The organism is Streptomyces sp. NPDC003379, from assembly GCF_053589195.1.
In genome coordinates this window covers 1-15,776 of the sequence record NZ_JBSFRK010000021.1, presented here as the reverse complement: position 1 = coordinate 15,776, position 15,776 = coordinate 1, and the positions used below count along the sequence as shown (strand labels likewise).

General features: G+C 70.8%; 15 protein-coding genes and 1 rRNA gene. 14 read left to right on the top strand and 2 right to left on the bottom strand.

Annotated elements, in window-relative coordinates:
* Positions 1-35 precede the first annotated feature (35 nt).
* From ACWDVB_RS21630 to ACWDVB_RS21590, 9 genes are all read left to right on the top strand, one after another.
* Positions 36-710 carry a hypothetical protein gene (locus tag ACWDVB_RS21630; RefSeq protein ID WP_451516398.1) on the top strand — a complete coding sequence of 225 codons (675 nt, stop codon included), beginning with the start codon at positions 36-38 and terminating at the stop codon, positions 708-710.
* Between the two features lie 200 nt (positions 711-910).
* Positions 911-1,645, top strand: coding sequence for a DUF4232 domain-containing protein (locus ACWDVB_RS21625; protein WP_451516397.1), 735 nt, complete (start codon positions 911-913; stop codon positions 1,643-1,645).
* A 150-nt stretch (positions 1,646-1,795) separates the two neighbouring features.
* Positions 1,796-3,547, top strand: coding sequence for a hypothetical protein (locus ACWDVB_RS21620; RefSeq protein WP_451516396.1), 1,752 nt, complete (start codon positions 1,796-1,798; stop codon positions 3,545-3,547).
* A gap of 229 nt (positions 3,548-3,776) precedes the next feature.
* A complete protein-coding gene (locus ACWDVB_RS21615; RefSeq protein ID WP_055570172.1) occupies positions 3,777-4,085 on the top strand; it encodes a hypothetical protein in 309 nt (102 codons plus the stop codon).
* A 249-nt stretch (positions 4,086-4,334) separates the two neighbouring features.
* Positions 4,335-5,177 (top strand): hypothetical protein, encoded by an 843-nt coding sequence (locus tag ACWDVB_RS21610; protein WP_451516395.1) that lies wholly within the window; start codon positions 4,335-4,337, stop codon positions 5,175-5,177.
* Positions 5,167-6,510, top strand: coding sequence for a hypothetical protein (locus ACWDVB_RS21605; protein ID WP_451516394.1), 1,344 nt, complete (start codon positions 5,167-5,169; stop codon positions 6,508-6,510). Before ACWDVB_RS21610 ends, ACWDVB_RS21605 begins: the two co-directional genes overlap by 11 nt.
* Entirely contained in the window at positions 6,507-8,066 is a 1,560-nt protein-coding gene (locus tag ACWDVB_RS21600; protein WP_451516393.1) for an SCO6880 family protein, read from the top strand. The genes ACWDVB_RS21605 and ACWDVB_RS21600 overlap by 4 nt, the downstream gene beginning before the upstream one ends.
* Positions 8,067-8,096: 30 nt before the next feature.
* Positions 8,097-9,500, top strand: a complete 1,404-nt coding sequence (locus ACWDVB_RS21595) for an ATP-binding protein (protein ID WP_451516392.1) — start codon at positions 8,097-8,099, stop codon at positions 9,498-9,500.
* Positions 9,490-11,124 (top strand): type VI secretion protein, encoded by a 1,635-nt coding sequence (locus ACWDVB_RS21590; RefSeq protein WP_451516391.1) that lies wholly within the window; start codon positions 9,490-9,492, stop codon positions 11,122-11,124. The genes ACWDVB_RS21595 and ACWDVB_RS21590 overlap by 11 nt, the downstream gene beginning before the upstream one ends.
* 91 nt (positions 11,125-11,215) lie before the next feature.
* Here the strand turns inward: ACWDVB_RS21590 and ACWDVB_RS21585 are convergent, their stop codons facing one another.
* The gene (locus ACWDVB_RS21585; RefSeq protein WP_451516390.1) at positions 11,216-11,476 is read right to left on the bottom strand and encodes an SDR family oxidoreductase; all 261 of its coding nucleotides are present in this window, start codon (positions 11,474-11,476) and stop codon (positions 11,216-11,218) included.
* Here ACWDVB_RS21585 and ACWDVB_RS21580 point away from each other — a divergent pair.
* The 5 genes from ACWDVB_RS21580 (at position 11,428) to ACWDVB_RS21560 (ending at position 15,607) form a co-directional block, all read left to right on the top strand.
* Complete coding sequence (locus tag ACWDVB_RS21580) at positions 11,428-11,685, top strand: LuxR C-terminal-related transcriptional regulator (RefSeq protein WP_451516389.1); 258 nt, start codon at positions 11,428-11,430, stop codon at positions 11,683-11,685. The two genes, ACWDVB_RS21585 and ACWDVB_RS21580, sit on opposite strands and share 49 nt — an antisense overlap.
* A gap of 204 nt (positions 11,686-11,889) precedes the next feature.
* Positions 11,890-12,828 (top strand): ATP-binding cassette domain-containing protein, encoded by a 939-nt coding sequence (locus ACWDVB_RS21575; protein WP_451516388.1) that lies wholly within the window; start codon positions 11,890-11,892, stop codon positions 12,826-12,828.
* Positions 12,825-13,628: an ABC transporter permease gene (locus ACWDVB_RS21570; RefSeq protein WP_451516387.1), complete on the top strand. Its 804-nt coding sequence runs from the start codon at positions 12,825-12,827 to the stop codon at positions 13,626-13,628. The genes ACWDVB_RS21575 and ACWDVB_RS21570 overlap by 4 nt, the downstream gene beginning before the upstream one ends.
* Positions 13,629-13,661: 33 nt before the next feature.
* Complete coding sequence (locus ACWDVB_RS21565) at positions 13,662-14,939, top strand: sensor histidine kinase (protein WP_451611986.1); 1,278 nt, start codon at positions 13,662-13,664, stop codon at positions 14,937-14,939.
* Positions 14,936-15,607: a response regulator gene (locus ACWDVB_RS21560; RefSeq protein WP_451516385.1), complete on the top strand. Its 672-nt coding sequence runs from the start codon at positions 14,936-14,938 to the stop codon at positions 15,605-15,607. The genes ACWDVB_RS21565 and ACWDVB_RS21560 overlap by 4 nt, the downstream gene beginning before the upstream one ends.
* Positions 15,608-15,686: 79 nt before the next feature.
* Here the strand turns inward: ACWDVB_RS21560 and rrf are convergent.
* Positions 15,687-15,776, bottom strand: a 5S ribosomal RNA gene (gene rrf, locus ACWDVB_RS21555); the annotation flags it as partial.

Below are 15,776 nucleotides of genomic sequence, written 5' to 3'. Positions count from 1 at the left end.
CAAGAGCGCTTCCCGTCAGTTGCTACCGTCCGGCCATGCCTGACACCGGAGAATCAGCAGCCCCCTTGACCCCCACCACCCCCGTGACCGCCGACGACGTCACCCGCGCCGTCCGCCTCGCCGTCGCCACCCTGCGCGGCGCGCCGGACGACGCCGACTGGAGCGCCAAGGCGGGCGGCCTCGAGTGGGACTGCTGGGAGACGGGCGAGCACCTCGCCGACGACCTCTTCGCGTACGCCGCCCAACTCGGCCCGGAACACCCTCCTCTGGATGGTGTCGTCCCCTTCCACTGGGTGAGCCGGACGCCCGGCGGTCCCGCCAACGTCACCCTCGCCGACCCGGCGGCCGGACCGGCGGGGCTGCTCATGGTCGTGGAGGCGTGCGGTGCCCTGCTGACCGCCATGGTCGCCACCACCCCGCCGACCGTCCGCTCCCACCACGGCTTCGGCGCCTCGGACCCCGAGGGCTTCGCCGCGATGGGGGTGGTGGAGACCCTCGTCCACACGTACGACATAGCGAACGGACTCGGCATCGGCGACGCGTGGACCCCGCCCGCCGACCTCTGCGCCCGCGTCCTGTACCGCCTCTTCCCCGACGTCCCGACGGACACGGACCCCTGGGCCACGCTCCTGTGGGCCACGGGCCGCGGCGAGCTCCCTGACCGGGAGCGGCGGACCCAGTGGCGGTGGTACGGGGCGCCCAGGGTCTGACAGGGCCGTCCGTCCCAGACCGGCGTTCCATACGTACATCATCTCCGCAGGTCAGAGCCCCTGGAAGCGTTCCAGCGTCCCTGATCCCCCGGCGCTCCTTGCCCCCGTCGGCCAGGGACGGCTTCGCTGTTGATCGAGCCGGACACCACAGCCTCGTACGGCCTCGTACCGACACCAGTTCGCACCTCACGGGGGACCCCATGAAGCTCACGCACCTCTCGAAGACCCTGCTCGCCGGACTCACGCTGGCCGGTGCGCTGGCGCTCACCGCCTGCAACAACAACGACGACGGTTCGAACGCCGGGGGATCGCCGAGCGGCGCAAAGCCGACCGCGTCCGCCGAGTCCAGCGACTCCGTTGGGTCCGCCGGGTCCGCCGGGTCCGCCGGGTCCGCCGGGTCCGGGACGGACGGTAACAGCGGCAGTGAAAGCGGGGGCGACAACAGCAACGGCAGCGGCGAAGGCACCGTCGCCGGTACCGGCTCCAACGACAACGGCAAAATCGGCATCTGCCGCAGCGACGAGCTGGAGGTGACCGCCGCCGACAACACCACCGGCAAGACGGAAGGCGTCGTCACCGTCAGCTTCCGGAACGGCGGCGGCCGCGACTGCGCCGTCAACGGCTACGCGGGCGTCGACCTGAAGACGGCCACGGGCGACACGCTCTCCGTCGACCGCAACGGCGACCAGCCCCACCCCGGGGTCCTCAAGGACGGCGAGTCCGCCGCGTTCAACATCACGTTCCCGGTCAACAACACCGGCGGCTCCGGCATCCGCGTCGCCAAGATCCTGGTGACCCCGCCGAACGAGACGAAGACCGTCACCATCGCCTGGCCCGCCGGTTCTCTCCCGGTGAGCGGCGAGGACTCCTCGGGCAGCGGCCCGAAGCTGGCCATCGGCCCGGTCGGCAAGGTCAGCGACTCTCCCGCGGGCTGAGACGGGGGAAGCGGGGGAAGTGGGGGAAGCCCTCCCCCGCCCGATTGACGTGCACCCAACCATCCCCGATGGTTGGGCAATTGGGCGTTATGCGGTCGGCCGTCGGGTCCGGCATGACGCGGCGTCACGGCCGGGGGGAAGCCGAAGAATATGGAACCAAGAGATCAGCATGCCGCCGGGCCCGGTGACGAGAACGACAGCCCGGGCCGGTTCGGACCACCACCCTCGTTCCCGCCCCAGCCGCCACCGCCGTCGCCATCGCAGCCACCGCCGCAGCCGCCACCCCAGTTCCCGTTCCCGCCCCCACAGCCGCCCACCCAGTCCACGCACCTGCCGCACCTACCACCGCCGCCCACCCAGCCGCCTGCCAGTGCCCCGTACGCCCACGGACCCGACACTCCCGGCCCCGACACCTCCGGCCCCGCCCGGCAAGGCCCCCTGCGCCCCCTGGCCGTCGCCCTCCTCAACCTCACCGGTCTCGGCCTCGGCTACCTCCTCATCCGGCATTGGCTCTTCGCCCTGCTCTGCTGCGGCGCGACCGCCGCGCTGCTCCTCCTCGCGCTGCCCGCCGACGTCGACGGCGTACCCGGCGGCATCCTCATCGGCTATGTCGCCCTCCTGCTCCTGGCCGCCGCCCACGGCGCGTTCCGGGCCGTCCGCGACCGGGGCCACTGGCCGCTGCGCGCACCGCTGGCCGTCGCGCTCGGCGTCGTCCTGCTCGCCGTACCCTCCGGCGGCACCTTCGCCTACGAGAACGCACGGGACGAGGCCGTCGAGCAGATGCTCCTCGACCGCCTCGACAGGGCCGACCGCATCGTCGCGGGCCTCGACGGGCAGCCCTTCGGGGGCGCCGCCGAGACGAAGTACAAGAAGGCCATGGGCATCTACCGCGGCCTCGCCGACGACCACCCGGATTCGAAGGCCGCCGACCGCCTGCCGAAGAGCCTCACGACCTACTACGAGACCGTCGCCGCCCCCTACACCGCGAAGCGGTACTGCGAGGCCGTCACCCCGCTCAAACACCTGCGCACCGTCCCCGGCACCCTCGGCGAGGACCATCTCGGCACCCTCACCACCTGGCCCGACGACCGCCTCGCCACCTCGCTCTACGAGTGCGGCGTCGAAGGGCTCGGCCGCTCGTCGGCCGCCGACGCCCCGCTCACGGACCTCCTGCGCACCTTCCCCGCCTCCGACCAGGCCGACAAGGTCGAACCGGCCCTCCGCGACGCCATCGACGCCCGGACAGCCGCGCTCAAGGGCCCCGCCCCCTGCCCCGCCGTCGACGAACTGCGCGCCATCGCCGCCACCACGGCCGCGCTGCCCGGTGACAAGGTCGACGCCGAGGCCGTACGCGGTGACAGCGACCGTGCCCTGGAGCGCGGCGTCTACGCCTGCGGCATGGACGAGTTCAAGGACGCCCACTTCGCGAAGGCCGCCGCGTCCCTGAACGGGTTCGCCAAGACGTACCCCTCCAGCAAGAAGCGCGACCGCGCCAAGGACGTCGCCATCGCCGCGGAGATCGCCGAGGAACGCCCGAGCGCGGGCCGCCGCCTGCCCCCGTCCGGCTCCCCCGGCGGCGGCAACGTCGAATTCGTCCTCGCCAACCTCGGCCCCGGCGAGCTGGAACTCCTCTACACCGGCCCCACCACCGGCCGCGTCAAGCTCAAGGACTGCGCGACCTGCCGAATTTTCGCCGGCAAGTCCGAGGGCGACAAGGCCTGCCGGGCGGGCGTCACCAAGTACCCGAAGACCACCCTCGGACTGCCCGCCGGCGAGTACCACTTCCTCTACAAGCGGGGCACCGTACGCGATCGAGCCGACGGCGCCAGGCTCAGCCCGTCCTACCGCTACACCGACTGCTCCTTCGTGACCCGCGCGACCGCCGGTCTCGGACTCGGCTGAGTCCCGGTCAGAAGTCCTGGTCAGAGGCACGCCGGGCCGTCATTGCCCGGCGTCCTACCGCGTGATACACAGAGTGACCAGACCTCACCCACGAGGAAACGCACGAAGTCGGCCAACGAATGGCGCCAAGGAGCCATCCGCGGGCCCGATTGTCGGCGAGAATGAGCTGTCCTCTGCACCGAGGTAGGCAGAGGTGGCAGAACAACCCACTAGGGGCGGTGAGTTACACATGCTTATGGCAGCCGAAAAGGGCGACATCACCACCATCATCGGCGGGATCGCCCCCGACTGGGGTCCCTTCGGGAGCCTGGGCAACGAGGCACGCGTGATGATCGAGGTCGTGATGGCGATCGCTATCCTCCTCTGTCTCGGCATTGCCATCTGGGGCGCGGCGAAGCAACGCATCGGCGCGACGGCGCTGCGGGACACCTTCAGCGCGGAACAGGGCAAGGGCCTGATCATCGCGGGGCTGACCGGCGTCTTCATCATCGGTTCGCTCGGCACGCTGTTCACCATCGTGTACGGCATGGCGGTCTGACGCCCCTCCCACCCGCCCCCAGCCCCCCAGTCCCCAGCCCTCCAGCCAGCCCCCACGTCCCTCGTCCCCCTCCCCCTTGTCCCCTCTCCCCCACGTCCCCTCTCCCCACCCGTCCGTCGTGCCCACCGGCTGAGGTTGCAACTCCCTGATGTCGAGTCACCACACCGCGCCCGCGCGGGAACCAGCACGGCTACCGTCATACGTGTCCTACGTGACGGTTCAGCGAGAGGTTGAGGGGGCGGTCGCGGCATGAGTCCCGACGACGAGCGGAACGACGGCCTCTTCGGCGGCTCGGGAGAGACCAGGACGCGGCTTCCCGAGGGGGAGGGCGGCGACGACGTCTACGGCGGCGCGCGCAGATCCGCCCGGACCGGGCGGACGTCCTCCCGCAGCCTGGTGACGGTGGTCGGCGTCGTGGTCCTGCTGATCGCGGCGATCGCCTTCGCCAATCGGGGCGGTGAGAGTGGTTCGGCGGGGGGTGACGACGCCGCGAAGCCGGACGCGACGTCGACGGCCCCTTCGGGGAAGAAGCCGGTCGGCGGCAAGACCGCGGGCATCGCGACCGGCTTCGCCAAGACCGAGCAGGGCGCCCAGAGCGCGGCGGCGAACTTCGCGGTGCCGCTCGGCTCTGCCGAGATGTTCGACAAGGGCAAACGCGACCCCATCCTCAGGGCCGTCATGGCACCACAGAGCGTGAACAAGTTCCGGGATGAACTCGACAAGGCGTACACCGCACCGTTCTTCAGGAACGTGGGCCTGAACGAGGACGGTTCGACGCCGAGCGGTTATCAGTTCATCTCGCGCACGACCCCGATCGGCACCAAGGTCACCGACTTCTCGGACGGCAAGGCCACCGTCGAAGTCTGGTGCAGTGGTCTGCTCGGCCTGGCCGGTGAGAAGTCCACCAAGCCGGTCACCAACAGCTGGTTCACGATCACCATGGAACTGGCGTGGATCGACGGCGATTGGAAGACCGTCACCCACACCCAGAAGAGCGGTCCCGCCCCTGTTCCGGGCGATGACCGCGCGTCCAGCTCCGACGAGATCGCGAAGGCGGTCGAAGGGTACGGAGGGTTCACGTATGCCCGGTAGCCGCCGTGTACTCCGCCTCAGCGCCACCGTCGCGACCGTGCAGACCGCGGCGTTCCTGTTCGCGAAGCGCGCCTTCGCCGCGCCGGAACCCAAGGACGATGCCTGCGATCTGATCCACGGCCCCGCCAAAAAGTACTGCGAAAAAGGCGAAGAAGGCGGAGGCAGCAGCAGCGAGGGAAAGTACCCCACCGACGACCCCATCAGCTCCAACCTCGACCCCCTCAGCTCCCTGGCAAAGGGCTGCGCCGAAGCCGCCTCCTGGACCGTCGGCAAGCTCTCCGACGCCGTCAAGGAGACCGCCAACGTCGACTTCACGAACCCCAAGTTCCTCCAGCAGTACGCCGTCGTCTTCGCGGCGTCCACCATCCTCACCCTCCTCCTCTGGCTGCTCGCCGTGGCGAAGAGGGCCGTGCGCGGCGTGCCGCTGACGACCGCTGTCTCCGAGGCCATCGGGTTCCTGTGGCTCACCGTGCTCGCCTCCGCCTTCACGCCGCTGATCCTCTACACCGTCGTCTCGGCGACCGACGGCGTCTCGGACGTCATCGCGAAGGCGACGGGCGGTCAGACGGACGAGTTCTTCGGGACGTTCTCGGGCGCCCTGAAGAAGGGCGAGGACATCGGCGGCGGCCCGATCATGCTGATCGTCGTCTCGCTCGTGTCGATCCTCGCCGCCGGCGTGCTCTGGCTGGAGCTGGTGATCAGGGCGGCGCTCCTGTACGTAGGAGCGCTCCTCGGCACCGTCGTGTACGCGGGCCTCGTCGACAAGAACCTGTGGTCGCACGTCCGCCGCTGGGCGGGCATCATGATCGCCGTCATCCTGGTCAAACCGATCATCGTCATCGTGCTCGGTCTCGCCGGGGCGCTCTCCGCCGACGACGGGCCCGACGCGTTCTCCGCCGTCGTCTCCGGGCTCTCGATCATCCTGCTCGCCATCTTCGCGAGCGCCATGATCTACCGCTTCGTACCGGGCTTCGGTGACGAGATCGCCGGCTCCCGCAACAACCGCATCATGCGCGGCGCCGAGAACAAGGCCGCCGCCGTGATCAGCTCCCCCGCCTCCCTCGTCTCCCAGGGCATCAAGGCCCACAGCAGCCGGGGCAACGGCTCAGGCGGTGGCGGCGGGAGCAGCCAGCCCCGGCCCGCCAACCCCGCCAGCGGCGGCGTCGCCGCCCACAGCGGCCGCCCCTCCGGCGGCGGCTCATCGAACGGCGGCGGATCTGTCCCCTCCGCCGCACCCCCGCCGCGCGGCAGCGCGACGAACACGCCGCACGCGGGCAACCGCGGCGGCTCCCGCACCAGCAGTACCAACCGCACGGGAGGTGAAGGGCGTTGACGACCCAGCCCCACGTGTCCCAGCCGGTCGCGCCCCGCCGCACATATCTGATCGGCCGCGCCCGGCCGAACGCGATCGTCGGCAAGAACCGCGAGACCGGGGAGATCGCCCTGATCATCGTGGGGGCGTTCCTCGGCATGATGTGCGGACTCCTCGTCCCCGTCCTCTCCCTGCGCATCGTGCTGCTCACCGGCCTCCCGATGCTCGCCATCGCGGCGGTGTACGTCCCGTACAAGGGCCGGACGTTCTACAAGTGGTTCGAGATCAACCGCAGTTACAAGCGTTCCCTGAAGCGCGGCACCGCCTACCGGTCCACCGCCCCGGAGGCCGGGGTCAGGATCGACGGCCGCGAGGTCGAGGTCGGGCCGCCACCCGGCATCGGCCGCATCAACTGGCTCGCCGCGCCCTTCGGCCCGGACGAGATCGCCGTACTGCTCCACGCGGACCGGCGCACCGTCACCGCCGCCATCGAGATCGAGGGCCCCGGCGTCGGTCTGCGTGACAGCGAGGACCAGGAGGCCCTCGTGGACCGCTTCGGGACGCTGCTGAAGCACGTCGCCAATGGCGACGGCTTCGTCACCCGTCTCCAGATGCTCGCCCGCACCCTCCCCGCCGACCCCGACGCCCACGCCAAGGACGTCAGCACGCGCGGCGACCACCGCGCGCTGCCGTGGCTCCAGGAGTCGTACGACCAGCTCCAGTCGATGGTGTCGACCAGCAGCGAACAGCACCGCGCCTACCTCGTCGCCTGCATGCACTACTCCCGCGAGCTGGCCGCAGAGGCGCAGGCGATGGCCCGCGCGGCCCGTCCGCAGGGCGGCAGGAGGCTCGACAAGGACGCCGGGCTCGCCGTCGTCATGGCCCGTGAGCTGACCGACATCTGCTCGCGGCTCCAGGAAGCCGACATCCGCGTACGGCAGCCGCTCGGGCAGGGCCGACTCGCGTCCCTGGTCCACTCCATGTACGACCCGGACCACCCCATCGACCACCTCCAGGCGATGACGAAGCGCAACGCCTGGCCCGCCGAGCTCGACGCCATGGAGCCCACCTACCTCCAGGCCAAGACCCGCGAGTCCTCCACCCGCGCCCCCTGGTGCCACGCCACGGCCTGGGTGAAGGAGTGGCCGATGACGCCCGTCGGCGTCAACTTCCTCGCGCCGCTGCTGGTCCACACCCCGGACGTGATCCGCACGGTGGCCGTGACGATGGACCTCGAACCCACCGAGGTCGCCATCGAGCGGATGCTGACCGAGAAGACGAACGACGAGGCGGAGGCCAGCCGCCAGGCCAAGATGAACCGCACGGTCGACCCCCGCGACATCGCCTCGCACTCCCGCCTCGACCAGCGCGGCGAGGACCTGGCGAGCGGCGCGGCGGGTGTCAACCTCGTCGGCTACATCACGGTGTCGTCCCGTTCCCCGGAGGCGCTCGCGCGCGACAAGCGCACCATCCGCGCCTCCGCCGGCAAGTCGTATCTCAAGCTGGAGTGGTGCGACCGCGAGCACCACAGGGCCTTCGTCAACACGCTGCCGTTCGCGACCGGCATCCGACGCTAGACGGTATCGACGTAGAGGCAGGCTGTTGCGATGCGGGATCCGCTGACCGTCCTCACGGACGCCTTCACGTCCTTCCTCTTCGGGAAGGTCGAGACGACCAGGCTTCCGGTGCGTACGTCGACGGGGCAGGCCCAGGCGGTCTACCTCCCGACGGCCGCGCCGGGCCTCGGCGACTCGGGCGTGATCATCGGGCGTGAGGTGTACTCCGGCAAGGGTTACATCTACGACCCCTTCCAGCTGTACGGGCAGCAGCTGCCCGCGCCGCACTGGCTGGTGCTCGGCGAGTCCGGCAACGGCAAGTCGGCGCTGGAGAAGACGTACGTACTGCGGCAGCTGCGCTTCAAGGACCGGCAGGTCGTGGTCCTGGACGCGCAGGGCGAGGACGGCGTCGGCGAGTGGAACCTCATCGCGCAGGAGCTGGGGATAACTCCCATCCGGCTCGACCCGACGGCCGCCCTGGACATGGGCATCCGCCTCAACCCGCTGGACCCGGCGATCACGACGACGGGTCAGCTGGCGCTCCTGAGGACCATCATCGAGGTCGCGATGGGGCACGGCCTCGACGAGCGCTCGGGCTTCGCGCTCAAAGTCGCACACGCGTACGTCAACGAGACGATCGTGGAGCGGCAGCCGGTCCTGATGGACATCGTGGAGCAGCTGCGCCACCCCGAGCCGGAGTCGGCCGAGGCCATGAACGTGGCCATAGACGACGTACGGGCGTGGGGCCTGGACGTGGCGCTGGTCCTGGACCGCCTGGTCGACGGTGACCTGCGGGGCATGTTCGACGGCCCCACGACGGTCGGCGTCGACCTCGACGCGCCCCTGACCGTCTTCGACCTCTCCCACATCGACCGGAACTCCATCGCGATGCCGATCCTGATGGCGATCGTGGGCGTCTGGCTCGAACACACGTGGATCCGGCCCGACCGCAAGAAACGCATCTTCCTGGTGGAGGAGGCGTGGCACATCATCAACTCGCCGTTCGTGGCACAGCTGTTCCAGCGCCTCCTGAAGTTCGGCCGACGCCTCGGCCTGTCGTTCGTGGCGGTGGTGCACCACCTGAGCGACGTGGTGGACGGCGCGGCGGCGAAGGAGGCGGCGGCGATCCTGAAAATGGCGTCCACGCGGACGATCTACGCCCAGAAGGCCGACGAGGCGCGGGCCACCGGGCGGGTGCTCGGGCTGCCCAGGTGGGCGGTGGAGATCATCCCCACCCTCACGCCGGGCATCGCGGTCTGGGACGTCAACGGCAACGTCCAGGTCGTCAAGCACCTCATCACGGAGACGGAGCGGCCGCTGGTCTTCACGGACCGCGCCATGACCGAGTCGTCGTCCGACCTCGCCGCCGCCGGTATGTCGGCCGACGAGGCGATGCGGGCGGCCGAGCTGGAGGCGGAGCAGCGGGCGGCGTACATGGAGCAGCATGCGGGATGACTGGGAGCGGGGCCGCTCTTCCTATGGGCGCGGCCCCGAACGGCGTACGGGCGCCGGGGGCGTACCGGACGGGCTGCTGCTGGGCGTGCTCGGTTTCCTGCTGGGCTCGACGGTCCTCGTCTGGTCGGCGACGGGCCTCGCGGCGCGTTTCGCGCAGGGGGCCTGGCCGGAGAACGTGGCCTTCGGCCATACGCCACTGGCGGTACGTCACTTGATCGGCGCCCCCAAGGACCTGGCGGGCGCCTGGCCCGACACGCCGGCTGCGCAGCTTTCGGGGTACGGGCTGTTCTGGGGCCTGTTCATCGGCCAGCTGATGGTGGTGGTCGTCTTGACGGTGTTCGTGCTGGGGACGGTTACGCGGTGGCGTGCGGTGAGGAGGGCGGGGCGCGCCGAAGGCGCACCGGGGATGGACGGGTCGGTGCGGCCGGGCGGGTGGGAAACCCGTGCTGGAGGCGCACCAGGGGCAGACGGGCCTGTGCGGCCGGGCGGCTGGGAAACCCGCGCTGGAGGCGTGGAGATCGGCACGAGTACGCCGGTCCCGCCCTGTGAGGGGCCTCGCGCCGACGGCGCGGAGATCGGCACGAGTACCCCGCTCAAGCGCCCCGAGGGGCCCCGCGCGCAGAGCGGCACGGACACCCCGCCCCCGCCCCCCGAGGGACCCACGGTGAACCCCTCGTACCCCCTCCCCACCCCACGCACCCCCCTGATCCTCGGCACCCCGGAGACCAGAAGACCCCACGCCCTGAAGGCCGTCCAGGACGCCGAGGGCGCCGCCCTGGTCCTGACCTCCGACCCCACCCTGTGGGAAGAGACGAAGGACGCCCGCGCCAAGCTGGGCCCGGTCCTCCTCTACGACCCCCTCCACCTCTGCGACACCCCCGCCCGCCTGCACTGGTCCCCCACCTCCGGCTGCCAGGACAAGGCGACGGCCGCCCAGCGCGCCGCCGCGCTCCTCGCCCCGATACGGCCGAGCGCCCGGCTGGACGCCGCCGTGGCCGACACGGCGGAGCTCCTGATGCGCAGCTTCCTGCACGCCGCCGCGGTGGCCGACAAGCCGATGAAGAACGTCCACCGCTGGTCCCAGGGCACCCAGGTCCAGGAGGCGGTACGCATCCTCCGTACGCACCCCAAGGCCGCGTCCGGCGCCGCCGGCGAGCTGGAGGCGGCCCTGACCGCGTACGCGGAGCGACGCGACGTGGCCCAGGAGTTGACGGCCCGCGCCCTCTCCGCGCTCTTCACGGTGCACGTCCGTGAGTCCTGCACACCAAACCGAACTGATGCGCTGACCCTGGATTCCTTTGTGCATGAAGGGGGCACGCTTTTTGTGGTGGGTGAGGCGATCGAGGATCCCAAGTCCCGCCAAGGCCCGGGTGCCATGCCTCTGCTGACGGCGCTCGCCTCCAGCGTGGTCGAGCACGGCCGGCGCATGGCCGAACGGTCATCCTCCGGTCGGCTCGACCCACCAATGACGCTCGTCCTGGACGACGCCGCCGCGGTGGCGCCCCTGCCCCAGCTCCCCGGCCTGCTCGCGACGGGCACCGACCTTGGCCTGCCCACCCTGGCCCTGCTCCGCTCACGCGAACAGGGCAGATCCCGCTGGCCGAACAGCGAGCTACCGGTCTGACCGACCGTTCTGACCGACCGATCTCACCCACCGACCTCACCCACCGACCTCACCGACCTGTACGGCCGAGAACCGCCCCACACACCCACACTCAACGCTTACCCCCATCCACATCCAGCGTCGTCCCGGTGGTGAACGAGTTCTCCATCAGGTAAGCCGCCGCGTGCGCGACCTCCTCCGCCGTCCCGGGCCGCCCCACCGGTAGCCGCCCCGCGGCCTCCTCCCGGTAGGCGCGGTGCTCCTCGGGGCTCATGAGATGCGCGTGCGTATCGGTCGGGCCCGGCGCGATACCCCGAGACGAGCGTGACCGACCCCGTTCCGCTCGGCATGTACGGCAGCGCGGCCCGGACACACCAGATCGTCGACGAGGTCCGCCGCGCGGTGATGCAGCTGCTCGTCTCGGGCCTCACGGACGACGCGATCGCGCGGCGCCTCGGGGTGTCACGGCGTACGGTCGCGGGTCATGTGGCCGCGATCTCCGACGCCTTGGGCTCCCGCTCCCGCGCCCAACTCGGCTACCTGATAGCCCGCACCGACCCCACACTCCACCCCACTCCTTAGCCGACGCCTCAGCCCACGCCTTGGCCTTGGCCTTGGCCTTGGCCTTGGTCCACGCCTACCGCTGAGCACCCCGAGAGAGGGCACCGGCCCGGGAAGGGCGCCCCCGGTCTCAGGGGCACCGTCGTACCCCGGTACTACCCCCGGCCCCCACGTCCCGCCCCCGGTCCGACGATCCGCGCCCCCACGCACGCCAGCATCGAAGGCATGACGATAAGGGCATACGGACTGACCAAACGCTACGGAGACAAGACCGTCGTCGACGACCTCGGCTTCGAGGTCCTCCCCGGCACCGTCACCGGCTTCCTCGGCCCCAACGGCGCGGGCAAATCCACCACCATGCGGATGCTCCTCGGCCTCGACGCCCCCACCCGCGGCCGCGCCACCATCGGCGACCGCACCTACGCGGAGCACCCCGCGCCCCTGCACGAAGTGGGCGCGCTCCTCGAAGCCCGCTCCGTCCACCCGGGCCGCACCGCCTTCCACCACCTGATGGCGCTCGCCCACACCCACTCCATCCCGAAGAGCCGCGTCGAAGCGGTCCTCCGGCTCGCCGGCATCGACGAGGTCGCCCGCAGACGCGTCAAGGGTTTCTCCCTCGGCATGGGCCAGCGCCTCGGCATCGCGGCCGCCCTGCTCGGCGACCCCGCCACGGTCATCCTCGACGAACCGGTCAACGGCCTCGACCCCGAGGGCGTCCTGTGGATCCGCAACCTCCTCAAGTCCCTCGCCGCCGAAGGCCGTACGGTCCTCGTCTCCTCGCACCTCATGAGCGAGATGGCGCTGACCGCCGAGCACCTGATCATCATCGGCCGCGGCAAGCTTCTCGCCGACACCACCGTCGAACGCTTCGTACGCGAGTCGGGCACCGGCGCCGTCAAGGTCGTCACCCCCGAGGCAGGCCACCTGACCGAACGGCTCGCCGGACCCGGCATCCAGATCACCGGCAGCGCCCCCGGCGTCCTCGACGTACGCGGCACCGACGCCGAGCACATCGGCCGCACCGCCGCCGCCCACGGCATCCCGCTCTACGAACTCACCCCGCACGCCGCGTCGTTGGAGCAGGCGTTCATGGACCTCACCCGCGACTCCGTCGAGTACGTCGCCTCGACGACCGCTCCTCACCCGGAAGGAGCCACGGCATGAGCACCGGCACTCTCACCCCGGCCAGGCCCGCCGCCACGTCCACGTACCGCCTGAGCACCAAGGGCGTCCTGCGCTCCGAGTGGCACAAGCTGTGGACGCTCCGCTCGACATGGATCACGCTCCTCACGGCGTCCGCCCTGGTCATCGCCGTCGGCATCACGATGGGCTCCACCTACGACGGGGACGACGCCGAAATCGACACGGTCGTCTTCACCCTCTTCGGCACCCAGCTCTCCCAGATCTGCCTCGCCGTCCTCGGCATCCTCGTCACCGCGGGCGAGTACTCGACGGGCATGATCCGGGCGTCGCTCGCCGCCGTACCGCACCGCCTGCCCGTCCTGTGGTCCAAGGCCGCCATCTTCACGGCCGTCGCCTTCACGGTGTGCCTCGTGACGAACGTCGTCACGTTCCTCACCGCCCAGGTCTGGCTCTCCGGCACCGACAAGGAACTCTCCCTCACCGAGACCGGCGTCCTCGGCGCCCTCACCACCAGCGCCGCCGCCATCACCCTGCTCAGCCTCATCGCGCTCGGCCTCGGCGCCCTGCTGCGCTCCGTGCCCGGCGCCATCGGCGCGTTCGTCGGCTGCGTGCTGATCCTGCCCGAGGTCCTGTCGATGCTGCCCTTCAGCGCCGTGGAGAGCGCCATCCGCTACTTCCCCGCCCAGGCGGCGAGCTCGCTCGGCTCGGTGGCCCGGGTGGAGAACACCATCGCCCCCGCCGCCGCCCTGCTCACGCTCGCCCTCTGGTCGGCCGCGATCATCGCCGCGGCGTCCGTGCTGCTCAAGCGGCGGGACGTATGACGGGCATCGGGCCCCTGTTCCCACGGCAGCGCCGTGACCGAGGATGAGGCCGTGACCGAGCCGCACCCCCTCACCCAGTACCTCCAGCGCTCGGCCCAGCGGGTGCGCGCCTTCGACAGACGCCACCCGCTGGTCTGGGACGTGCACATGACGGCGTTCTTCGTCATCGCCGCCCTCACGGACGGCACCGGCGGCGGCTGGCGCGGCACCGCGGCCAACTCCGAGGTGCCGCAGGGGCAGGTCCTCCTGATGAGCGTGGCCCTCTCCGCCCCGTTGCTGTGGCGCCGCCGTCACCCGCTGGCGGTCCTCGCGGTGATGACGGCGACGACCGCGGTCAGCAACTGGACGGGCGCCTGGCTCCAGGCCGCCCTGATCCAGTTCATCGTGGTCTTCAACATCGCGCTGCGGCTGCCCCTGAGAACCCTGGGCAAGGCCGCCGCGATGACCGTCGCCCCCATGACGGTCTGCGTCGTCGCCTACCCCGAGAACAGCTGGGACGAGCTGATCGTCCCCCAGATCTGGTCCTTCGTGGTCGTCGCGCTCGCGGGCATAGCCGTCCGCTCCCGCCAGGACCACACCCAGGCCCTCGTGGACCGCGCCCGCCGACTGGAGGTCGAGCGCGACCAGCAGGCCCAGCTCGCCACGGCCGCCGAACGCACCCGCATCGCCCGCGAGATGCACGACATCATCGGCCACAACCTCTCCGTCATCACCGGTCTCGCGGACGGCGGTTCGTACGCCGCCGCCAAGTCCCCCGAGCGCGCCGCCCAGGCCCTCGAAGCCATCGGCACGACGAGTCGGCAGGCCCTTTCCGAACTCCGCCGCCTCCTGGACGTCCTGCGCGACGACGCCCCCGCCACGGCCGAACGCTCCCCGCAGCCCGCCCTGACCGACCTGGACCAACTCATCGACGGCGTACGGGCCGCGGGCCTTCCCGTACGCAGCACCGTGCGCGGCCGCCCCGAGTCGGTCCCCGCGGGCCGCCAACTCACCGTCTACCGCGTCGTGCAGGAAGCCCTCACCAACACCCTCAAGCACGGCGGTCCGCACGCGACCGCCACCGTCGACGTCTCCTACTCCGAGCGGGGCGTCACGGTGGAGATCACAGACACGGGCGCGGGTGCGGGCTCGGGCTCCGGCTCGGGCTCCGGCTCGGGTGGCACCCCTGCCTCCGTCAAGGGTCGTGGTCTGACGGGAATGCGCGAGCGAACTTCCCTGTACGACGGCACACTTGAGGCAGGGCCGCTCCCCGATCCGCCGGGTGGCTGGCGGGTCCACCTCCACCTCCCGAAGGACGACAAAACTCTGTGACGACCGTGCTCATCGTCGACGACCAGCCCATGCAGCGCTTCGGCTTCCGCATGCTCCTGGAGAGCCAGGACGACATGGCAGTGGCCGGCGAGGCCGGCAACGGCAGCGAGGCCATCCGCATGACCGCCGAGCTCCACCCGGACGTGGTCCTCATGGACATCCGCATGCCGGGCCTGGACGGCATCGAGGCCACCCGCCGCATCGTCGCGTCGGGCGCCCGCACCCGCGTCCTCATCCTCACGACGTTCGACCTCGACGAGTACGCGTACGACGGTCTGCGCGCCGGCGCCTCCGGCTTCCTCATCAAGGACGCCCTCCCCGAGGAACTCCTCTCCGGCATCCGCGCGGTCGCCTCGGGCGACGCGGTGGTGGCCCCGAGCCTGACCCGCCGTCTCCTCGACGCCTACGCGGACCATCTCCCGTCGGCCGGCTCCACTCCCGCCGACCCGGCGGACCATCCGCGCCTCGCCTCCCTCACGGACCGGGAACGGGAAATCCTGACGGTCATCGGCCAGGGCTGGACGAACGCGGAGATCGCGGCCCGCCTGCACCTCGCGGAATCCACGGTGAAAACCCACGTGGGCCGCATCCTCGCGAAGACGGGGGCGAGGGACAGGGTGCAGGCGGTGATTCTCGCGTACGACACGAAATTGGTGAACCCGGCGTAAACGCATGTGAAGACAGAAAATCCCCGCTGAACGCAGAAAACCCCCGCACCGAAGGGTGCGGGGGTTTTCTCTACAATTAGTTCGGCGGCGTCCTACTCTCCCACAGGGTCCCCCCTGCAGTACCATCGGCGCTATGAGGCTTAGCTTCCGGGTTCGGAATGTAACCGGG